This is a genomic window from Methanimicrococcus hongohii, from assembly GCF_032594095.1.
Taxonomy (GTDB): Archaea; Halobacteriota; Methanosarcinia; order Methanosarcinales; family Methanosarcinaceae; genus Methanimicrococcus; species Methanimicrococcus hongohii.
Map to the genome: position 1 here is coordinate 1,786,205 of NZ_CP131059.1, position 19,394 is coordinate 1,805,598.

20 protein-coding genes are annotated in these 19,394 nt (G+C 39.2%); 14 read left to right on the plus strand and 6 right to left on the minus strand.

Features of this window, described 5'->3' with window-relative positions; genetic code table 11:
- Window positions 1-222: 222 nt before the first annotated feature.
- Complete coding sequence (locus MmiHf6_RS08070; RefSeq protein ID WP_316557279.1) at window positions 223-879, plus strand: diacylglycerol/polyprenol kinase family protein; 657 nt, start codon at window positions 223-225, stop codon at window positions 877-879.
- Between the two features lie 61 nt (window positions 880-940).
- Entirely contained in the window at window positions 941-1,222 is a 282-nt protein-coding gene (locus MmiHf6_RS08075) for a hypothetical protein (protein ID WP_316557280.1), read from the plus strand.
- A 209-nt stretch (window positions 1,223-1,431) separates the two neighbouring features.
- Here MmiHf6_RS08075 and MmiHf6_RS08080 read toward each other — a convergent pair whose 3' ends face one another.
- From MmiHf6_RS08080 to purB, 3 genes are all read right to left on the minus strand, one after another.
- Window positions 1,432-2,136 (minus strand): peroxiredoxin, encoded by a 705-nt coding sequence (locus tag MmiHf6_RS08080; RefSeq protein WP_316557281.1) that lies wholly within the window; start codon window positions 2,134-2,136, stop codon window positions 1,432-1,434.
- Window positions 2,137-2,546: 410 nt separating this feature from the next.
- Window positions 2,547-4,703, minus strand: coding sequence for a tetratricopeptide repeat protein (locus MmiHf6_RS08085; RefSeq protein WP_316557282.1), 2,157 nt, complete (start codon window positions 4,701-4,703; stop codon window positions 2,547-2,549).
- 10 nt (window positions 4,704-4,713) lie between these two features.
- The gene (gene purB, locus MmiHf6_RS08090) at window positions 4,714-6,066 is read right to left on the minus strand and encodes an adenylosuccinate lyase (protein ID WP_316557283.1); all 1,353 of its coding nucleotides are present in this window, start codon (window positions 6,064-6,066) and stop codon (window positions 4,714-4,716) included.
- 261 nt (window positions 6,067-6,327) lie between these two features.
- Here purB and MmiHf6_RS08095 point away from each other — a divergent pair, with 261 nt between their 5' ends.
- The 5 genes from MmiHf6_RS08095 (at window position 6,328) to MmiHf6_RS08115 (ending at window position 10,747) form a co-directional block, all read left to right on the plus strand.
- Complete coding sequence (locus MmiHf6_RS08095; protein WP_316557284.1) at window positions 6,328-6,840, plus strand: hypothetical protein; 513 nt, start codon at window positions 6,328-6,330, stop codon at window positions 6,838-6,840.
- A gap of 83 nt (window positions 6,841-6,923) precedes the next feature.
- Window positions 6,924-7,583 (plus strand): hypothetical protein, encoded by a 660-nt coding sequence (locus MmiHf6_RS08100; RefSeq protein WP_316557285.1) that lies wholly within the window; start codon window positions 6,924-6,926, stop codon window positions 7,581-7,583.
- A 280-nt stretch (window positions 7,584-7,863) separates the two neighbouring features.
- The gene (locus tag MmiHf6_RS08105) at window positions 7,864-8,013 is read left to right on the plus strand and encodes a 50S ribosomal protein L40e (protein WP_133517786.1); all 150 of its coding nucleotides are present in this window, start codon (window positions 7,864-7,866) and stop codon (window positions 8,011-8,013) included.
- A 7-nt stretch (window positions 8,014-8,020) separates the two neighbouring features.
- Window positions 8,021-8,776 carry a phosphoglycerol geranylgeranyltransferase gene (locus MmiHf6_RS08110; RefSeq protein ID WP_316557286.1) on the plus strand — a complete coding sequence of 252 codons (756 nt, stop codon included), beginning with the start codon at window positions 8,021-8,023 and terminating at the stop codon, window positions 8,774-8,776.
- 183 nt (window positions 8,777-8,959) lie between these two features.
- Entirely contained in the window at window positions 8,960-10,747 is a 1,788-nt protein-coding gene (locus MmiHf6_RS08115; RefSeq protein WP_316557287.1) for an ATP-binding cassette domain-containing protein, read from the plus strand.
- 55 nt (window positions 10,748-10,802) lie between these two features.
- Here MmiHf6_RS08115 and MmiHf6_RS08120 read toward each other — a convergent pair whose 3' ends face one another.
- On the minus strand, window positions 10,803-10,988 hold the full coding sequence (locus MmiHf6_RS08120; RefSeq protein WP_316557288.1) for a hypothetical protein: 186 nt from the start codon (window positions 10,986-10,988) through the stop codon (window positions 10,803-10,805).
- Window positions 10,989-11,201: 213 nt separating this feature from the next.
- On the opposite strand from MmiHf6_RS08120, the gene MmiHf6_RS08125 reads away from it, so the two are divergent.
- The 3 genes from MmiHf6_RS08125 (at window position 11,202) to MmiHf6_RS08135 (ending at window position 13,269) form a co-directional block, all read left to right on the plus strand.
- Complete coding sequence (locus MmiHf6_RS08125) at window positions 11,202-11,570, plus strand: prefoldin subunit beta (protein ID WP_316557289.1); 369 nt, start codon at window positions 11,202-11,204, stop codon at window positions 11,568-11,570.
- 17 nt (window positions 11,571-11,587) lie between these two features.
- Complete coding sequence (locus MmiHf6_RS08130) at window positions 11,588-12,598, plus strand: DHH family phosphoesterase (protein WP_316557290.1); 1,011 nt, start codon at window positions 11,588-11,590, stop codon at window positions 12,596-12,598.
- A 515-nt stretch (window positions 12,599-13,113) separates the two neighbouring features.
- Window positions 13,114-13,269 (plus strand): hypothetical protein, encoded by a 156-nt coding sequence (locus MmiHf6_RS08135; protein ID WP_316557291.1) that lies wholly within the window; start codon window positions 13,114-13,116, stop codon window positions 13,267-13,269.
- Between the two features lie 94 nt (window positions 13,270-13,363).
- Here MmiHf6_RS08135 and MmiHf6_RS08140 read toward each other — a convergent pair whose 3' ends face one another.
- Window positions 13,364-14,245 (minus strand): polyprenyl synthetase family protein, encoded by an 882-nt coding sequence (locus tag MmiHf6_RS08140; protein WP_316557292.1) that lies wholly within the window; start codon window positions 14,243-14,245, stop codon window positions 13,364-13,366.
- A gap of 236 nt (window positions 14,246-14,481) precedes the next feature.
- Here MmiHf6_RS08140 and MmiHf6_RS08145 point away from each other — a divergent pair, with 236 nt between their 5' ends.
- The 4 genes from MmiHf6_RS08145 (at window position 14,482) to MmiHf6_RS08160 (ending at window position 18,696) form a co-directional block, all read left to right on the plus strand.
- On the plus strand, window positions 14,482-15,060 hold the full coding sequence (locus MmiHf6_RS08145) for a hypothetical protein (RefSeq protein ID WP_316557293.1): 579 nt from the start codon (window positions 14,482-14,484) through the stop codon (window positions 15,058-15,060).
- Between the two features lie 25 nt (window positions 15,061-15,085).
- Complete coding sequence (locus tag MmiHf6_RS08150) at window positions 15,086-15,724, plus strand: hypothetical protein (protein ID WP_316557294.1); 639 nt, start codon at window positions 15,086-15,088, stop codon at window positions 15,722-15,724.
- Window positions 15,711-17,219: a hypothetical protein gene (locus MmiHf6_RS08155; RefSeq protein WP_316557295.1), complete on the plus strand. Its 1,509-nt coding sequence runs from the start codon at window positions 15,711-15,713 to the stop codon at window positions 17,217-17,219. The genes MmiHf6_RS08150 and MmiHf6_RS08155 overlap by 14 nt, the downstream gene beginning before the upstream one ends.
- A gap of 163 nt (window positions 17,220-17,382) precedes the next feature.
- Complete coding sequence (locus MmiHf6_RS08160) at window positions 17,383-18,696, plus strand: hypothetical protein (protein WP_316557296.1); 1,314 nt, start codon at window positions 17,383-17,385, stop codon at window positions 18,694-18,696.
- 78 nt (window positions 18,697-18,774) lie between these two features.
- Here MmiHf6_RS08160 and MmiHf6_RS08165 read toward each other — a convergent pair whose 3' ends face one another.
- Window positions 18,775-19,359: a superoxide dismutase gene (locus tag MmiHf6_RS08165; protein ID WP_316557297.1), complete on the minus strand. Its 585-nt coding sequence runs from the start codon at window positions 19,357-19,359 to the stop codon at window positions 18,775-18,777.
- Window positions 19,360-19,394 lie beyond the last annotated feature (35 nt).

Below are 19,394 nucleotides of genomic sequence, written 5' to 3' on the forward strand. Positions count from 1 at the left end.
TAGAGGTAAATTCAAAATTAACTGAAATAAATTCAGAATAAATTCAACAAATCGAAAATAATTCAAAAACAAACTTAAAACAAATTCAAAAACAAATTCAAAAACAAAATTTCAAAATAATATTCAAAATAAATTAAAAAGAAAATTTAAAACGAATTCAAAAACATCTAAAAAATTTCAAAGATTTGAAATTTTAAAGCTGAAATTAAAATGAGGTTTGAAATGTCTGAAAATGCCGATTCCCAAAATAAATTCCGAAACGAAATCGCGCGTAAAATTTTGCATATGTGTTCGTTTCTGATCGTCATTTTCATTTATTTTGTCGACAAAAAAACAGCCTGCATTGTAATCGGCGCGCTGCTTGTCCTTCTTTTTGCTGCCAACACGCTTCTTCTTTCATCGCGATTTCAAATCATCAACGATTTCAAAGTCAAATATTTTTCATTTCTGCTTCGCGATGACGAAAAACACGGTTATATCAGTTCCAATTGGTTTTTACTCGGCTGCTTCCTCTCCGTTTTGCTTTTCCCGAAATATGTCGCGATGCTCGGAATCACCGTTTTGATTTTCGGCGACGCGTTTGCCGCAATCATCGGCGTCAGATTCGGAAAACATAAATTTAAAAACGGGAAATCGCTTGAAGGAACGCTCGGTTTTATCGTTGTCTCCTATTTGTTTTTGACTGCTTTTATGCTGTTGCTTCCCGACGCCGGAATCTCTTTTGCAGTTGCTTCATTTATTGCGATTCCGATCGTCGCCGTTGCCGAAATTTACAGCAAGCAAATCAAAATTGATGACAACTTGGTCATTCCGATCGTTTTCGGCGTTCTGACTGTTGTTTTGATGAAAATTTTTGAAATGAGCGGTCTGTTCGTTTAAAATTTTTCAGGTTTGCGCTTGGAGTCAGATTTCCGTTTTGCAGCGGGAGGGCGGTTTGTGTTTGCAAATTTTGCTCGGCTTCGCCTCACAAAATTTCAGGGCGGGGGAGTCTGTTTCTGCAGAAAAATCGCTTCGCGATTTTTTACGGCTTCGCCTGTGCATTTGTAAATCAGTTTTGGTTTGCAGTGGGAGGGCGGTGTTTGTTTGCAGTTGGAGGGCGGTGTTTATGAAAAAATCGCGCAGCGATTTTTTTCGCCATCTTTCCTGCGGCGACCGCCGCGCGCGAGCCGCTTCATTTTCAAAATTTATTCCAAAACTCATCGTTTGTTTTTCAAAAAAATAAAATCAAAATCAATCGTTTGTTTTCAGAAAAATTCAATCAAAACCAATCATTCATTTTTCAGAAAAATATTCCAAAAAAATCATCAGTTTTTCAAAAAAATAAAAACAAAAAATATCTGAAAAACTTCAAAAAAAAAGCCGGACAAACAATTGTTCATCCGGCCGTGGGGTTTTGGATTTGGTTATTCAGCTTTTGGGTAAAAGCCATCATCATTTCTGTTTCTTCGTGACAAGGAACCAGGAGTGAACGGTTTTGTCTCCGTCGTTCATCCAAATGTCTCTTTCTTGGGCGCCGGCGAATGTTTCGGGCGCGCCGATCACGACATCGTCTCCGGGCATCCAGTTGGCGGGCGTGGAAACGCCGTCCTTTTCATTGACCTGAAGTGCCTGAAGAAGTCTTTTGATTTCTCCCATGTTTCTGCCTGCAGAAAGCGGGTAGTAAAGGATTGCTTTGACAATTCCTTTCGGGTTGATGATGAAAACGGCGCGGACCGCTTTCGTGTCGGATGCGCCGGGCTGGAGCATGCCGTATTTCTTGGCAACTTCCATTTTAATGTCGGCAATAACCGGGAATTTAATTTCCACACCTTCAAGACCCTGGTATTTGATATTGTCTTTAATTTCTTTAAGCCAGGCGATGTGGGATGTGATGCTGTCAATTGACAAGCCAATGAGTTCCGTGTTTAATTTTTTGAACTCATCTTCCATTGTTGCAAATGTAATGAATTCAGTTGTACAGACCGGTGTGAAATCGGCCGGGTGGCTGAAAAGAATGACCCATTTTCCTTTGTAGTCCGCCGGAAATTTAACTTGTCCGTTGGTTGTTTGTGCTTCAAATTCGGGTGCTTCGTCACCGATTAAAGGAAGGGATGCAGGTTCTTCATATTCCCAGCAGTCACAATATTCTTCTGTCATTTTATCACTATCTCTGTTTTTATGTTGTTTTTATGTTGTTTTTATGTTGTTTTTATGTTGTTTTTATGTTGTTTTTATATGTTTTTATTTATTAATTCGTATTTACCTATTTTCTGATCCCCTGAATACGGGTTTTGAATCATTTTTGTTTTAATCAAACGGTGCAAAACGCGTGCTGTAATCAGACAAATCTTATTCGAATTAATTCTTAATAAGGATTTCTATTGAATCAATGAAATTTTATATTATTGTCATTTTTGACTCAATCAGCCTTTGTAATTAATAATTCTCGATTAGAATAAAAATGTTTCTATAATATTAAAACAGATTTTATGTGCATAAAGCAGAGATAATGATTGATTCACAAAAGATAAAAAATGTGAGATATTATTTTTTCGTTTAAGTATCTCTTATTTTTTATGTTTAATCGTAGGAGTTACGTCAGCCACATATGAGTATATTGTTTTTGATTCACAGGGGTATTCATTATTAATTCCTTTTTTATTATCTCGTTTGCGACTATCAAAAACAACTAAAAAACCAACATTTACCCCTTTGTTTTTCATATAATGTTCTAGTTGTTCTATCCCTTCTAATGCATAATTTTTACTATATCCTGGTGCTCCACATATTTTTAATTCAATAATTGTTTTAAAACCATTTGAAAAATTTAGATAAATATCAATTCTTCCTGCACCTGTGGATACTTCCAATATAGTTTCCGTATATTCCCCAAAACGAGCTTTTATAAAGGTATATAATAAGTTTTTCCCGTGTTGTTCTGGTTGAGAAATCCATTTGCAATCTATACTATCTTGCCAAAATGACATTCTTATATTTTTCTCAATATGTTCTGAGAAATCTGCTAAACACTCTTTTAATTTTTCAAGTGTAATGTCTTCTACTACTACATTTGGATATTTCTCAATTTTAATGTCTTGCTTATTATATCTCACAAATTTTTCTATAGCATCATTTTTGCACTTCTCAGCCAGTTCTTTTAATTCTACTTTCTCTTCGGCAATTGTAAAATATTCTATAGCATCTCCATGTCTTCCTAATTCCATTAATGTAATTCCATAAGCTAATGAAATTCCTGGCAGTTTTCCATGTCTTTTTATCTCTGTTTCAATAAATTCTTTTGATTCTTCCCATAATCTATTTTTTTGGAGCAGAGCAACATAATTTTGTCTATTCTTTTTTGAATATGGTTCAATTTCTAAAGCTTTTTTATACCATTCTATTGCTTTTTCTTCTTTTTTATTTTCCAAATAAATGTCAGCAAAAGTTGAATACAATAGATGCCTTATTTCATCAGATATATCTTCCTTTTCCGTTTTCAATAGCATGTCATTTAATATCTCCAATTTTTCATGGAAACTTTGTTGACTTATGGATACAAATCCAATCCAATATATTATTTCAAATTGTATATCTTCTAATGCTATCACTTTTTCTTTCAAAGTTTGCATTTCATTAACATTTTCTTCATTTATTGCTTTTATTAATCTCATTCTAATTTCATTCTCTTTTTTTCCATCTTCACTCATTTGTTTTTCTATCAATCTGATTTCTTCTTTAATGTTTTGATTGTTGCTGTTTTCCGAGTAGTGTTCAAGAGCATAAAATGTAGCGATTATTGCTTGCTCATTTCCAATTTGGGTTGGGTTTTTTCTAAAATCAATGGCTTTTTCTGCATATTTTTTTGCTTCATTCTTTAATCCTATTACATCATGAATTTTTGCCAATTTTAAATAAAGTGAAGCTATCATCTCTCTATTAAATGGATTACTCGGATCAAGAATTGCTATTGAATCTTTCAATATTTTTATCGATTCTTCTGGCTGTGTATTTACCATACTATCAGCCATCTTTACTTGAGATACGATATACTGATTTTTATTTCCGGCCAATAAAAAAAGTTCCGCAGTTTTTTTTTCATTATTTATAAATGATTTGTTCTTTTTTTCAAAACATATTGATAATCCTCTATGAGCCCATGCCAAAATAGTGTGATTTTCTTTTGGAGCTTCGGCTATTATCTTCTTATATAATTCTTCAGCGACCTCTTTCTTATTAGATTGAGAGGCAGAATTTGCTTTAAAAAGGAGAAGATTTAATCTTTTAGTTGGCTCTAGATCTTGTTCAAAATCTTTCAAATACTCATTAATATCATCATATAATTCTGCATAATTTCTAGTGCGGGATCCTAAATATAGCTTTAATTCATAAAGTTCTTTAATTACTTCCTGCGAATTATCTTTTATATGTATCTTATACATTATTTCAAGAAGTTTTTTACAATTTTCTTCTGAAAACATTAAACTAATTTTTTTGCACTCTATTAACGCATCAACAATTTCTGTTGCATTTTCTTCTATTAAAGCTTCTTCAACTTTTTTTATCTCGTCAGTGCCAATATCTTTTAATGATTTTTGTATTGAGTTTACCATTTCTAAACAATTCTTGTCATTTACGGGTGCTCCCGTATCAAAATCTTCTACAGTTATGAAGGGGAAATTAGTGTTTGCTTGTACTCTTATTTTTCTCTTTTCTTCTTTAACCACAATTTCACACTCAAATTTTATTTCCGTATTTCGCTTTTAATTTTTGATTCAAATTTTCAACCTGCTCAACCGCCGTTCCGATATATTTGTACGGGTCGACCAAATTTTCAATATCATCGCCCGTCAAAACGGCAGCCAATTCCTTGTCGGCCAAAAGCGCGTCTTTGAAATGAACATTTTCTTCAACGGACTTCATCGCGGCCGAGCGGACGATTTCGTGCGCTTCCTGGCGACCGACACCGCGAAGCGTGAGTTCGATCATGATCGCTTCTCCCATGTTCAAACCGTTGAGAAGATTCAGATTTTTCTCAATGTTTGCCTGATTGAATCTCAGGTTTTCCAAAACCTTGATTCCGAGATTGATAATGTGGTCCGCTAAAATACATCCTTCAGGGAAAACAATTCTTTCCGCGGATGAATTTGTCAAATCGCGCTCGTCCCAAAGCGTATTGTTCAAAAGTTCCGTTTCGATAAAACCTCTGACAATTCTTGCAAGGCCGCAGATTTGTTCAGATTTGATCGGATTTCTTTTGTGCGGCATGGTTGATGAGCCGACTTGTTTTTTGCCGAAACCTTCTTCAAGCTCGCCGATTTCACTGCGCTGCATGGAGCGGATTTCTGTTCCGATCTTGTCAAGCGTTGTCACAACGCCGCCCATCCACATCACGAATTCGGCGTGGCGGTCTCTTTGAATCAGCTGGTTGGAAACGTCAACGGAGCCGATTCCCAAATATCCCATTGTTTTCTTTTGGATCTCAATGCCGTTTTTGCCGAAAGCGGCTTGTGTTCCGACGGCGCCCGTCATTTGTCCGACCAATAATCGCGGCTTGAGCTCTTGAAGACGGTCGATGTGGCGGTCGATTTCGGATGACCAAATCGCAAAGCGAAGCCCGTAAGTTGTCGGAACGCCGATTTGTCCGTGCGTTCTGCCGCAGCAAACCGTGTTGATGTGGTCTTCAGACTGTTTGACTAAAATCTTAAGCAAGCGGTAAAGTTTTTCTTCCATGATCGAAACCGCGTCTCTGAATTGAAGCGCGGTTGCCGTGTCTAAAATGTCGTTAGACGTTGCGCCGAAGTGAACCCATTTACCCGCGTCGCCGGCACACTGTTCGGAAATTGCTTTGACGACCGCCATCATGTCGTGATTGATTTCGTTTTCAATTTCGTCGACGCGTTCCCATTTGACGCGCGGAAGCGTTTTCTCAATCTCTATCGCAGCGTCTTTGGGAATCATTCCAAGGTCGGCTTCGGCTTTTGAAAGCGCGATTTCAGTTTCAACAAGGTTTTTCAGTCTTCTCTCCTGAGACCAGACTTCTCTCATTTCAGGGGTTCCGTAACGGAATTCGATCGGGTGGATAGGCATTTCTTTGACTCCGAATTAAATGATGATTTATTGATTGTGATTTCAGTTTTATTTGAATTAGTAGAATTAATATCTGTCGGATTTGACACATAAATATATTGAGCTTTAAAATAGATTTTAAATTTGTTTGAATGAGAAAATAGGGTCATGCTAAAAAGTGAACCTAAAATCTGTCCTTCAGATTTGAAAACATTATCAATTTTTCATTTGAAGTATTTCTAAGTGGAATTTTATTAATGTATATTATCTGCAAAGCTTACTTTGAATGCTCCAATTGTCCCCTCAAAAATGACACAAGAAGGCAGTGTTTTGCGCGCAACAGTCATTATCTCATGGTCATGGTCACAAAGACCTCTTTTGAGTTGGAACGATTCTATAGGAATTTCTTACTATGGACATCCAAACACTGTTCACATTAATAGCAATTCAAGCGCATTGGTACAATATGATACAGGTTTTGGAGTTTTCTATTCGTCTTATCCTATTTCAGTATCTAAGAACGGGACAGGCGCATCTGCAACATTTCCTATGTCAAGAGTGTATAGTGCTGTAAATGGATGGGCAAGATGTGGTACTGCTACCATAAATATGCAAACTCTTTATCAGGGAAATTATTCGCCTCAGTATATTAATATGACTGCAGGATATGTTCATCAAGCTTTCACTATTACTCCGACTATTGAATTTGGTACAAGTGGCCTGGGATTAAGTGTAACTCCAAAAGGTAGTGCTGATGTAACAAATAGTAAATCATATACAATAAATAGACCCTGATTTTTTCTAAAATTGAAAATATTTATAGGGCTTAATATAGATTAAGCCCTTTATTTATTTCAAATTATGAAATTGGTGTTTTATTGATGAAAGAATCTCATTTGAAAATTGCAGTTACGATTTTATCTGTCTTTTTATTGTTAATTGTCATCGCTGGTGTTGTTTATTACCAACAACAGACGGAGCTAGAGGATGAAAAAATACTTTATTTTGATTCGGAATGGATTTTTCCGGAATATGAGAAACTGATTTCTGAATCGGATTTAATTGTTGTCGCGAAAGTAACGGATGAAAAAAGTATATGGGAATATGGTAAACCAAAAGAAAAGCCTTTGTTTGAGTTTCATTTAAGAAATCCATGGCGCGATAAAGAACTGCAAAATGATGCTGTCATTTTAGAAAACATGATTAGTACCATCTACAGCTTTGAGCCTGTTACTGTTTTAAAAGGGAACACATCGGAATTTAAAGGGCGCCTGATTGGCGGAACACTTGACGGTTATTCTTACATCTCCAACGGCAGCTATTATACTTCATTTGAAGATGGGGACATCGTACTTTTATTTTTAGGACAGCCTATTCCGGAGATATATGATATTTATGAAGGTTCGTATAGTCTCGGAGACATTTATATTTTTGTCGACAACGGCGATGGCACTTTTTCAAATTATCATTATGGGACGGTTACAATTGATCAAGTCCGAAAGGATATTAGCAACATAAATATGTTTGAAGGACAATGATAAATCATCCCGCAGAACTGAATTTACAGCGAATTTGTTCGCTTCTTGATGGTTGTATTTATTTTTTCACGATTGCATCAGTCGATTCCCGGTCGACTGTCAGACCGGAGGTCTGACTATCGCCTGGAAAATATCCAAAACTCTTATATGTATTAAGTGATAGTTATCATTCCTTTGAACAACAAGTTAATTGATATTATATGAATCTTGAAAACAAGATTCACTTAGGCATTTTAACTTAAATTCATTATTCTTATCCAATTTATTAAGGTGAATTATTATGGGAAAATTTCCGGAAGCAGACGAACGCTTATTAAAGAAAAAGATTTGTATGAAATGTAACGCACGCAACTCCATTCGTGCAACACGCTGCAGAAAATGCAACTACCCGAACCTCAGATTGAAGGCAAAGGACAAGAACGGAGCGTGATCCCGTAATGACGGTGGAAGAGTACCTCTCGGAAATCATTCAAAAGGAAGGCGTCGCTCACGTTACCTTGATCGACCCCGCCTCACAGAAACCCGAGGAAGCGGTACGCTTGGCAACAGAAGCCGTTGCCGGCGGAACAAATGCAATTATGCTCGGCGGCTCAACCGATGCCGGCGGACAAATTTTAGACATGACCGCAAAAATGATCAAAGAGAAAGTCTCGGTCCCCATCATTCTTTTTCCGGGCAGCACGTCCGGATTTACCACGCAGGCGGATTGCGTTTTATTCATGAGTCTTTTAAACTCCCGCGACCCGCACTACATTGTCGGCAATCAGATGCTCGGCGCTTTAACGCTTTACAAAACAGGAATGGAACACATTCCGATGGCCTATTTGGTCTGCGAGCCCGGCGGAACAGTCGGCTGGGTCGGAGATGCCAAGCTTCTCCCGCGCGCCAAGCCCGAACTTGCAGCCGCTTACGCTTTGACCGGCAAATACTACGGCATGCGCTACACCTATCTTGAAGCAGGATCCGGCGCAGACTCGCCGCTTCCCCCCGAAATGATCGGAACGGTCAAACACGTCTTAAAAGACAGCGTTTTAATCGTCGGCGGCGGAATCCGCGACGGCAAAGCAGCCGCAGTTTGTGCCAAAGCCGGCGCCGATATCATTGTGACCGGAACGGCAATTGAAAAAGCCGATGACGTCAAAGCCTTAACAGCCGAAATCGTCACGGGCGCAAAAATGGGCAAAAAAGCTTAAAATTTGAACTTAAGTTTAAAACTTAAATCTTAAATTCAAGCGATTCTGCTCAGAAAAAATTGCAAATTGCAATTAACTTATAAAATTATAATTAAATTATAATTCATTTTGCCGCCTTAGCGGCTTTCTTTTTATTTTATTTTAATTTCTTTTGAATGATTTCCTTTTTCGGAGGTTAGTAGTGTGCTGAAAGTTTCTCATCTTGTCAAAGAATATCAAACGGCTCACGGCAAAAAACGCGTGTTGGATGACTTGTCTTTTGAAGTCTCAAAAGCGGAGATTGTCGGGATTACCGGGAAAAGCGGTGCCGGAAAAACAACTCTTTTAAAAATCCTCCGCGGCGTTGAATCTTTTGACAAAGGCGAAATCGAAATCAACGGTGAAAAAATTTACCCCGATTCCGGAAAAGAAGGTGAAAAAATTCTCAGGCAGGCAACCGCCATTCATCTTCAGCGCAATTTCGGTCTTTGGAGCGGTCCCGCAATTGAAAATATTATCCGCCGCCTCAACTTCCATCTCGTCGGAACCGAAGCTTTGCCGCTTCCCGAACATCACACTTATCAAGAACTCTATGACGAAGCGCTTTCCATTTTAAAAACAGTTCACTTAGAAGACAAAGCCCTTCATTCGACCGACCAGCTCAGCGGCGGCGAAAAACAGCGCCTTGTTCTGGCCCGTCAAATCGCGGCCCGTCCGAAATTTTTGCTTCTCGACGAACCTGTTACAATGACGGGACCCGACACAAAGCAGGAAATTTTAGACGTTATTTTAGAGCTCAAAGAGAAACTCGAAATTCCGATTTTAGTTGTTTCTCACCTTCCCGAAGTTCACGCTTATATCGCCGATCGCGTTTTATTTCTCGAAAACGGCAAAATCGCAATGGAAGGCGATCCGGTCACCGTTCTCAAATCTTTCCTCAAAGACATGGAGCCCAAAGAATCGCTTCTCGACGTTTCCGAACGAAAGCCCTGCATTCGCGCAAAAGATGTTTCCAAGCGTTACAGTCTCATTCGCGTCGGCGAAGTTTTAAACATTCAAAATTTGAATTTTGACATTTATGAAAAACAAATCACGACTTTTATCGGCAGCTCCGGCGCCGGCAAAACAACCGTGATGAAGCTTCTTGAAGGAATGGTTCCGCCGACTTCGGGAACGATTGAAATTTTATACCGCGAACATGAACGCGGCACCCGCAGCAGCACAAATGATGAAAAAGACAACAAAAACGCTGACAATGACGGTAAATGGATCGACATCGGCGCTTACAATGAAAACCGCATTTACTTGCGCAGTGTCATGAGCATCATGAATCAAGAATTTTCAATGTCGGTCAACTCTACCGTTCGCGATCAAATCCGTTTCCGTTTAAGCATGAAAACGAGATATGCCGTTGACGCCGCCAAAGACCGCGCCGCCGACTTCGGAATCCCGCCGCAGGTGTTGGACATTATTTATCGTCTGCCCGACATGACAACGGAAGAAAAAGACACGGTCATGAGCGAACTCGGAATTCCGGAAGACATTTTCTCTCAGCTTTTCCCCGTCGTTCCGTCAGCAGATGTTGATAAATACGCGGCGCCGATTTTTAAGGCGCTGGATTTACCGCTTGAAATTTTGGACCAAAAACCCGATCAAATCAGCGGCGGCGAACACGTCCGCGCGTTTATCGCGCTCAGTTTGGTCACGTCTCCTGACTATTTATTTTTAGACGAGCCGTTCGGCGATTTGGATCCGGTCACGCTTCGCGACGTGACAAACGCGCTCAAGCGCATCAACAAAGAATTCGGAACAACAATCGTGATGGTCAGCCATCATATGGACTTTGTCAAAGAAGCGTCGCACAGAGCGATTTGGATTGATAAAGGCGCAATTGAAATGGACGGCGACCCCGAAAAAGTTTGTTCAGAACTGGTTAAAAAGAGCAATGCCAAATATTTGGATTTTGACATTGAAAAATTGATGCAGAATTGATTTTTTAATTATCTGCATTTTGTTTTCATTTTCTGCAACTTATTTTTCATTTTCATTATTTACTCTTGTTCTCACTTCCTTCAAAAAACTGAATCAATTCCTCTCGATAAAGGTTTATTTGTTCTTCCCATTCTTTGTCGGCGATTTTAAGTATCTGTTCGATTTTTTCCAATTCTTCAGGTGTCAATTTTCTGCCTGTTTTTGTTACCGTAAACATTTCAGCTGCTGTCCCGCCAAACATATTTTAAACGCCTTTGTCATTTTTATTTTTCTTTGACAGTCGCCATTGTTCCTAAATCTTCATTTAATATTAATTTATTTCTTTCGATTTCTTTTATTGCATTTTATTTATTTTTCATCTGTTTTTGATTGGTTTTCGATTGTTCTTTTTTTCAAGGCTGAGCAGAAACATTTTAATGTTTTTATTGCTTCATGATTGAACAGGTGAATACTTATGAGTTCGGAATTATCCCCTCAAGTTCAAAATCAAATTGCACAAATTCAACAAGTTCAGCAGCAGGCGCAAACGCTTGCAATGCAGAAGTCTCAAATCGACGTCATGGTCAAAGAGACTGAAATGGCCATCGAAGAATTGGAAAAATCCGCCGACGACGCGGTTGTTTATAAATCGGTCGGCGAACTGATGATCAAATCAGACAAAGCGTCTCTTTTAGCTTCTTTAAAAGAACGTCAGGAATCTTTTTCTTTAAGAGTCCAATCGATTGAGCGCCAGGAAGAACGTTTAAACGCTCGGTTTAAACAGCTTCAAGAACAGCTTCAAAGCATGATCGGTTCATCCGGCGGCGGCGAGGACGAAGATTAATCTCAGCCGTGACATCTATGAGGGTCAACGATTTAGAATTCTTCAATCGCCTTCTGGATTATCGGAACATACTCTACATTTGCCACAGAAACGCGGACCCTGATGCGATCGGCAGCGCTTATACGCTGGCCGAAGCTGTCGGCGGAACGGTCGGTATTGTTGATGACTGCAACCGTGTGGCTGCAAACCTCATCGACAAGCTGAACATTCCGGTCGTCATGTGTCCGGATCCGAATGACTATGACATGACAGTCGTTGTTGACACTTCCACGCGCGGTCAGCTCAATGAATTGAAACTTGAACAGTTTTGTTTGATTGATCATCACGCGACAACGGCGCTTTTGGATGACGCTGAATTTTATATTCACGAAGAAACCACCTCAACCGTTGAGATCATTTTCAGAATTCTCAACGCGGCAGGCATTCATATTTCCCCGAAAATGGGTTTGGCCATGATCACGGGAATTATTACGGACACGGGTCATCTGAAACACGCCAACGCAAGCACTTTCAAAACGCTTTCGGGAATCATGGAAGTCAGCGGCGTCGACTATTTCGATGCTTTGGAATTGATGGCGGCAACACCGCAGGACATTTCCATTCGCATTGCGATGCTCAAAGCGGCGATGCGCTGCGAAGTTGAGCGCGTCGGCGACTGTCTGATCGCGACAACCAATGTCAGTTCGTACGGCGGCGCGGCAGCGTCTATGCTGACCAACATCGGCGCAGATATCGCTTTTGTCGGCTCGGCCAAAGACGACAGCAGCGTGCGTGTCAGCGGGCGTGCAAAAAGAGATATGATCCTCTCCGGCGTGAATCTCGGAAAGCTGATGGAAGATGTCGGCGACAAATACAACGGAACAGGCGGCGGCCACAGCGGCGCTGCCGGCATTGACGCGGAATGTCCGCTTGAAGTGCTGATGTCCGATTGTAAAGAGTATGCAAAGAAACTTCTTGCAGGCGATTCAAACCAACCGCTTCCGTGCAAAGAAATTTCAGCCGAACATCCCGATGAAGAATCAGAATGATTAAACGCAAGCGATTGAATGGATTTTGATGATTGTTTCATCATTTATTCATTCATCTTGCATTTTTTTATTTTTGTCTGTTTTTCTTTTTGAGCAGCAGCGGCGTTGCGCGCGAAATGTTCCATTTTTATTTGATTTTCAAACTTGTTTCGCGTGTTTATTTTATTTTTCAAACTTGTTCTGCATTTTGATTTTATTTTCAAACTTTTCCCCCATTTTATTTTGTTTTCAAAGTCGAAACCTAAACATCCAATTTCGCGAAAATGTTGAACCCGAACGCCCGATAAAACCCAAAATTTAAATTTTTAGATTTGGAAAAAAGACGGCGTTCCGTTTTTGAATTATTTTTATGAAAAATGATGTTTCAACAAAAATTCAAAAACAGCTGATTTTTTTTAGTTGCTGTTCGGCTCCTGCTTGTTCTGTCTTGCGACTGTCTTTTGCTGTCAGCTCCCGGTTGAGCCTGCTCGTCTGCAACTGTCTTTTAATGGTGCCGCTGCAAATCAGGTTTGTACGTGGCGGTTTTTGTTGCTGCGTGCATCTGTCTTTCAGATTGCAGTGGGAGGGCGGTGTTTGTTTGCAGTGGGAGGGAGGTTTCTGTTGCCGCTGCTACCTGCAGGTTTCCGCTCGGCAGCAGCGTGCCGCCGCCGCGCGAACCGCTTCAATTTTGACAAAACGGAATCAAATTTGACCTGCGGTTTTGAAAAAAATTAAAAAAAGAAAAATGAAAAAAAGAAAAATTAAAACGAAAAATAGAAAAGAAAATCAGCTGTGAGACGGCGCAAACCGAACGCTGTCCATCAAATCATTCACGTAATCAACAAGCGCGAACAACTTTTCTTTGGACGGCGAGTCTGCAACGCCGGACAACTCTTCTTTGGCGCGGATCAGATAAGCTTCCGCGACGCCGACCGTTTCTTTGGCGGCAGCGTCCGCGTCCATGGAGCGCAGATAGATTGAAAAAAGGCTGTCGGAGAGAACGCCTGATTCTTTGTCTTCGTAAACGCCGAAATCTTCAAGCAGATCGTCAATGATTTGGTAAGCCATGCCGAACTCATAACCGAAGCGGCCGAATCTTTGAATCAATTCTTCATCATTCGGAACGGCGATTCGGGAGCCGATCTTCGCGCTGATTTCAAAAAGCGCAGCCGTCTTTTTGTAAATGCATTCGGTGTATTCGTCTAACGTCATTTCGCCGCGCTTGATGCCGGCGTCTATGACTTCGCCTTCGGAAAGCAAAGCGCCGGAATGACCAAAGTCCCAAACGATTTGTTTTTCGTAAACGGAAATCCATTCGATCGCCTTTGCAATCAAAAAGTCGCCGCACAAAATTGCAGCGGCCGGGCCGTAAAGCGTGTGAAGCGTCTGCCGGTTGCGGCGCATCATGCCTTCATCCAAAATGTCATCGTGAACCAGAGAGGCCGTGTGAATGCCTTCAATCGCGAGACAAGCGTTAATGGCATCCTTATAGTCGCCGCCGCAGGCGCCGCATGATAATGTAATAACTAACGGGCGCAGTTTTTTGCCGCTTGCGTTAAACACGTGGCTCGTTATTTTTGTTAAAGACGGCAGATCGGAAATATCCGATACAGCCTCATTAATCGCATTTATAAAAGTTTTATATTCGTCCCATTCTTCAATTCTCATTAAGAGTCAGCCTCTTGTAATCAAATGTTGATAAAATGAATTTATACAGATTAAATCATATAATCCGCAGAGATGTTATATATTGTTTTTGAATCAGCTATAATAAATGGAAGGAACTGTATATAATTTTAGATTTTGTAAATGGTTTGTAATTGATTTGTAAACGGTTTGTAATTGATTTGTAATTGATTGGAAAATTTTAAAGATTGGATTTTAAAAGGAAAAAGAGGATTGGGATGGGAAATGAAAATGCAATAAAGTTTGCAGTCGTTTTTACGGGAATTTTTTTAATAGCTGCTGCTTTAGCGGCTGCCGGCTGCATCAATAATGAATCGGATAAAAAAGACGAATTATCCCAAAACGAATTGGCAGCCATTGCAAACAGCATTATTTCGAACAATTCAAAAGTTCTTGATGTTCAAAAAGCGGGAGGTCATATTGTCATTCAATTTGAAAGCACGATTTCTGATGAGTGGGGCATTATCTTCGCAAAAGAAATTGAAGGCGAATGGAAACAAACCGGTTCGGGAACAGTAAAAGGAGCATGCATCACAACAATGGGAATGCGGGCTGTCAATGAGTCGCCTGTCACTGTTGTTACAGGAAAAGAATGTGACCCGAGAATCGCGTCATACAAAGAAGTGCCGATTGAAGAAGATGTAATTCTGCCTGTTGAGATTTCGGGAACGGTTTCCGAAAGAACATTTATGGATATACATGAGATTTTCATTGATGAAAAAACGAAATTACATTTCTATGATGAAGACGGAAACGATATAACCGACGAAGCAGAAAATTTAGAAGAGATGGATTGAAAATACAGAAGGGTTGGATTTAAAGATGGATAAAATTCCGAAAATATTGATTGGGTTTATTGTCGCTGCTTTAATTTTGGCGGTGATTCTTACAGGTGTCCTGTATTTGGATTCCCAGAAACAATTCAATGAATCGATGCCGAATGAATCAGAATTATTAGAAATGATTCGTGAATCAGGAAATTTGAGAAACCCTGAAATCCTCCGAGTCGTTGAAGACGGAGATGAAAATTACAGAATATTGGTGGCGTTATTCCATGATAAAACCTCCGAGGGTTCATCAGGATTTCTGACAATTGATAAAACAAGACAAACGCTTACAGGAGTCATGGGAGGAGGCAGTGAAAGTTTTTCGTACGGAGAAGAAGGCGCCCGCCGAATTACGACAGGCGGTTTACGTTCGAATAACATGTCCTACTTTTATTTCGGATCAATAAATTGCGACCCGCGAATTGCTTCATACAAAATCGAATATTATGCACCGGATTCAACGCTTCAAATCATCGAAAGGAAAGTTGAAGAAAAAACATTCTTAGAACTTCACGAAGGGGAAATGGTCAATGGAATTGTTTGCTATGATGAAGACGGGAATGATATAACGGCAGACTTATGGGAACCGGAAACAGATGAAAACGAAACAGGTGGGAATGATGGCGAAAACTAATTCAGAATACAAAAAGAAGTACAATCTCAGCAAATTGACGGCAATCGCAATCATGATAATAGCTTTTGCTGCCGTTTTTTGCATTTACGTTTCATTAGATATGCCCGCGGTTAATCAAGAAGACAGTTTAGCGCATTCGATTTCAAAACATATTTTTCTGTATGATGTGCAGCCTGAAATCATTCAAACAAAAAAATATGACGGTTTCTTGTATGTCACATATACCGATTCCCGATATCTGAATTTCATGGGAATTACAGAATTTCAGCGCGGGATTATTCTGTGGCATCCGGTGACATCAAGTTACGGAAATAATTACACCGTATCGTCAACTTTCATGTCGACCAATGATTTGAACATCACCAAACATTTCGTTTACGGCATAAATACGGATCAACAAATTGCTTTCTATGAATTAGCCCCTGTTTCTGAAGAAGATACGAATCCGATATATGGAAAAAGAATCACAGAACCAAATTTTATTGATATTTACGAAGATGATTATTATAGAAAAAAAGTGCTTTTATTAGACGAAAATGGAAATGATTTAACAGAAGATTTAAAGAACAAATATGATGATTCCGGGCCGAGCGGATTAACTTTTTCAGAGAGAGGAACTTACAGATATCTCGGAAATTTGTCTTTATTCAGTATAATTCTTGCCTTTAATTTGATCATTGCATCTTTATTCTGGATGCTTGACTCAAGACCCGTTTCATGGGAAGAAAAAGAAGAAAATGATCGTCAGCGAAAATCTGCAGATAAAAATAAATTGAAATTCAACTCAAACAAGAAAAAAGCGCTGGTAATTTTTGCTGTTACAATCATCCTGTTTTGCGGGATTTATACATATTTTTATTCTACGACAGCATCCGAAAAAAGCATAGAAAAAAGGATTGAAGAATTTACAAGAAGCGAAAATGTAACGCTTGCTGAAACATATATTGACGGAAAATATATGACAGCACTCTATAAAGCAGATGATTCAAAACTCGGAATTGTCATGTTCAAAAAAGGACTGAATACACTGTGGCAGCCGTATGCTTCTCATCGAAGATATGAGGTGTGTGTTACTGATTATTGGGAACAGCAATATGGCAAAATGATTATTGCAGGTTTGAACTGTGACCCGAGAATTGACTCCTATGCAGTCATTCAAAAATATCATGATTCGCCAAGAGAAGACATTATCATATATGAAAATAAAGTAACATATCCCGATTTTATTGACATTTATGAAAAAGAAATTCGTTGGGGAGAACTTTTCCTTTTTGATGCTGACGGAAATGACATTACTGAAGAAGTGGAGAATTTCGAAGGCGGAAGCGTTGCAAGCGGATTCGGCTCCTCTACGTTTACGAGTGATTTGATTAGTTTTACAATTCTCGTTCTCGGATTACTTTTGGCATGGGGATATTGGATAACGCCGGATAAGAATAAAGAAGAGGGTGAAACAGAATCGGCAGAAGAAGAGGAAAACGATGGCGAAAAATAATTCCAAATATAAAAAAGTGTTCAATAAGAATAAACTGACTGCAATTGCCATCATTTTAATTGCATTTGCAGCTATTTTCTATTTATACATAGATCTTGAAAAACCTGCCGTAAATCAACCGGACAGTCTAAACTATTCGATTTCCGGATTTATTTCAGAATACATGCAAGAGGATTTAATTCATCCGAAAATTGTTCAGACACAAATAATCGACGGCGAATTGTATGTGACATTTACAGATGAACGGTACCCTAATCTTGCAGGAATTGTTCAATTTCAGCGCGGATGGAATTTGCTGTGGCATCCCGTCAAAGCAGACTTCGGAGATTGGCCGATTTCAGTTATGAATACCAATTTTAATGAAGATATGCATTCCGAAATTGTATATGGCATTCAAACGGATTCAAGAATTGCCTATTACGAAAGTATTGTCACGTTGAATGAGAATGAACCGGAGGAGACAGTTCTTTACGGCGAAAATATTACAGCTCCGAATTTTATTCACAAATATGAAACAGAATATTACACATTTAAATTCCACTTATATGACGTTGAAGGAAATAATATAACGGCTGACTTTTTCAACGGAACTTATAATGATTCAATTCCGAGAGGAACCGTATCATCAGGCGGTCTCGGGAATTACCGGTCAATGTATACAGTAATTCTGTTGGCCGGTTTGATAATCGCCTGGTTTTTCTGGGCAAATGATCCGCGCCCGATTTCATGGCAGGAGAAAAAAGAAACAAAAAGAGAAAAGAAAACATTTTCAAAAATTAAAAAAGAAATTACAGAAAATCCTGCCAAGAAAAAAGCGGCCATGGTATTTGCAGCAGTGCTCATCTTTTCAGTTCTTCTTTACACAGCATTTTATTCAACATTACCGACATCAAACAGTTTGGAAAGGTCAATTGAAAGAAGTACTGATGCCGTTAATGTAACGGTGCTGGAAACAAAAAAGGATAACGGTGATTTGCTTGTGCTATTCAAATCGGATAATAAATCCGGACTTGTAACATTTAAACAAGGATTAAATTTCCTATATCAACCATATGCATATTCAACAAATGGTGATAATTACATCACCGCTCATTATCAAATCGCAGATATTTACAATCGCGTCATCGTAACGGGCGTTGATTGCGACCCCGAAGCCGCATCCTATAAAGTGATTCAAAATTATTATGATACGGAAAAAGAGCAAATCATTCATTATCAAAATAAGATTCATGAGCCGGATTTTATTGATATTTATGAACCTTATAAGCCTGCCGGTTATTGGGGAGTAATACGAATATATGATGCGGATGGAAATGATATCACAAAAGATTATTCAAACGATGGCGGCGGCGGTTGGTTGAATTATTCCAGCCTGTATTTAAAAACAAAACTCTGTCAAGTGATTTTTGTATTGGGGTTGCTTTTGGCATGGGGATATTGGATAACGCCTGATAGGAAAAAAGAAGATGAAGATTAATTGATAATTTCAATCAATTATTTTCTTCATTTTTTCAGTTTAAATCTTCAATTTATGAAATTTAAGTTGATGATTTCATCATTTACTCTCAAATCTTTTCTCGGCTTCGTTCCAGTCAATTATATTCCAAACGAGCTTCAAATAATCGGCGCGTCTGTTCTGGTAATCCAAATAATAAGCGTGTTCCCAGACATCAATGACTAAAACGGTTTTCATGCCTTTTGTGATCGGATTTTCGGCGTTTTGTCCTTTTTCGATTGTCAGTTTGCCGTCTTTGTCTTTTGCCAAAAAAACCCAGCCGGAACCGAAGAGACCGACGCCTGCCGCTTCAAATTGTTTAGTAAATTCTTCAAATGACCCGAATGTGTCGTCAATCGCTTTTGCTAATTTTCCGTGCGGTTTTCCGCTGCCTTGCGGCGCAAACTGCATGAAATAAAGATTGTGATTGAGAACTTGTCCGGCATTGTTGAAAAGAGCGCCGTCTGCTTTTTTAACAATGTCTTCCAAATCCATCTTTTCGAATTCTGTGCCTTTGATGAGTTCATTTGTTTTGTCAACATATGTTTTCAAGTGCTTGCCGTAATGGAACTCAATCGTATTTTTGGTAATGACAGGTTCCAATGCGTCCGCTTCATAGGGAAGTTCAATATAAGTTACAGCCATAATTATCCTCCGAATAGTTTTATGATATTCGCGTT

Excerpts from the sequence above, each read along its gene's own strand:
- MmiHf6_RS08130 (WP_316557290.1), top strand. The coding sequence starts at position 11,588 with ATGAGGGTCAACGATTTAGAATTCTTCAATCGCCTTCTGGATTATCGG.
- MmiHf6_RS08155 (WP_316557295.1), top strand. The coding sequence starts at position 15,711 with ATGGCGAAAACTAATTCAGAATACAAAAAGAAGTACAATCTCAGCAAA.
- MmiHf6_RS08140 (WP_316557292.1), bottom strand. The coding sequence starts at position 14,245 with ATGAGAATTGAAGAATGGGACGAATATAAAACTTTTATAAATGCGATT.
- MmiHf6_RS08120 (WP_316557288.1), bottom strand. The coding sequence starts at position 10,988 with ATGTTTGGCGGGACAGCAGCTGAAATGTTTACGGTAACAAAAACAGGC.
- MmiHf6_RS08125 (WP_316557289.1), top strand. The coding sequence starts at position 11,202 with ATGAGTTCGGAATTATCCCCTCAAGTTCAAAATCAAATTGCACAAATT.
- MmiHf6_RS08080 (WP_316557281.1), bottom strand. The coding sequence starts at position 2,136 with ATGACAGAAGAATATTGTGACTGCTGGGAATATGAAGAACCTGCATCC.
- MmiHf6_RS08070 (WP_316557279.1), top strand. The coding sequence starts at position 223 with ATGTCTGAAAATGCCGATTCCCAAAATAAATTCCGAAACGAAATCGCG.
- MmiHf6_RS08145 (WP_316557293.1), top strand. The coding sequence starts at position 14,482 with ATGGGAAATGAAAATGCAATAAAGTTTGCAGTCGTTTTTACGGGAATT.
- MmiHf6_RS08165 (WP_316557297.1), bottom strand. The coding sequence starts at position 19,359 with ATGGCTGTAACTTATATTGAACTTCCCTATGAAGCGGACGCATTGGAA.
- MmiHf6_RS08150 (WP_316557294.1), top strand. The coding sequence starts at position 15,086 with ATGGATAAAATTCCGAAAATATTGATTGGGTTTATTGTCGCTGCTTTA.
- purB (WP_316557283.1), bottom strand. The coding sequence starts at position 6,066 with ATGCCTATCCACCCGATCGAATTCCGTTACGGAACCCCTGAAATGAGA.
- MmiHf6_RS08110 (WP_316557286.1), top strand. The coding sequence starts at position 8,021 with ATGACGGTGGAAGAGTACCTCTCGGAAATCATTCAAAAGGAAGGCGTC.
- MmiHf6_RS08160 (WP_316557296.1), top strand. The coding sequence starts at position 17,383 with ATGCAAGAGGATTTAATTCATCCGAAAATTGTTCAGACACAAATAATC.
- MmiHf6_RS08105 (WP_133517786.1), top strand. The coding sequence starts at position 7,864 with ATGGGAAAATTTCCGGAAGCAGACGAACGCTTATTAAAGAAAAAGATT.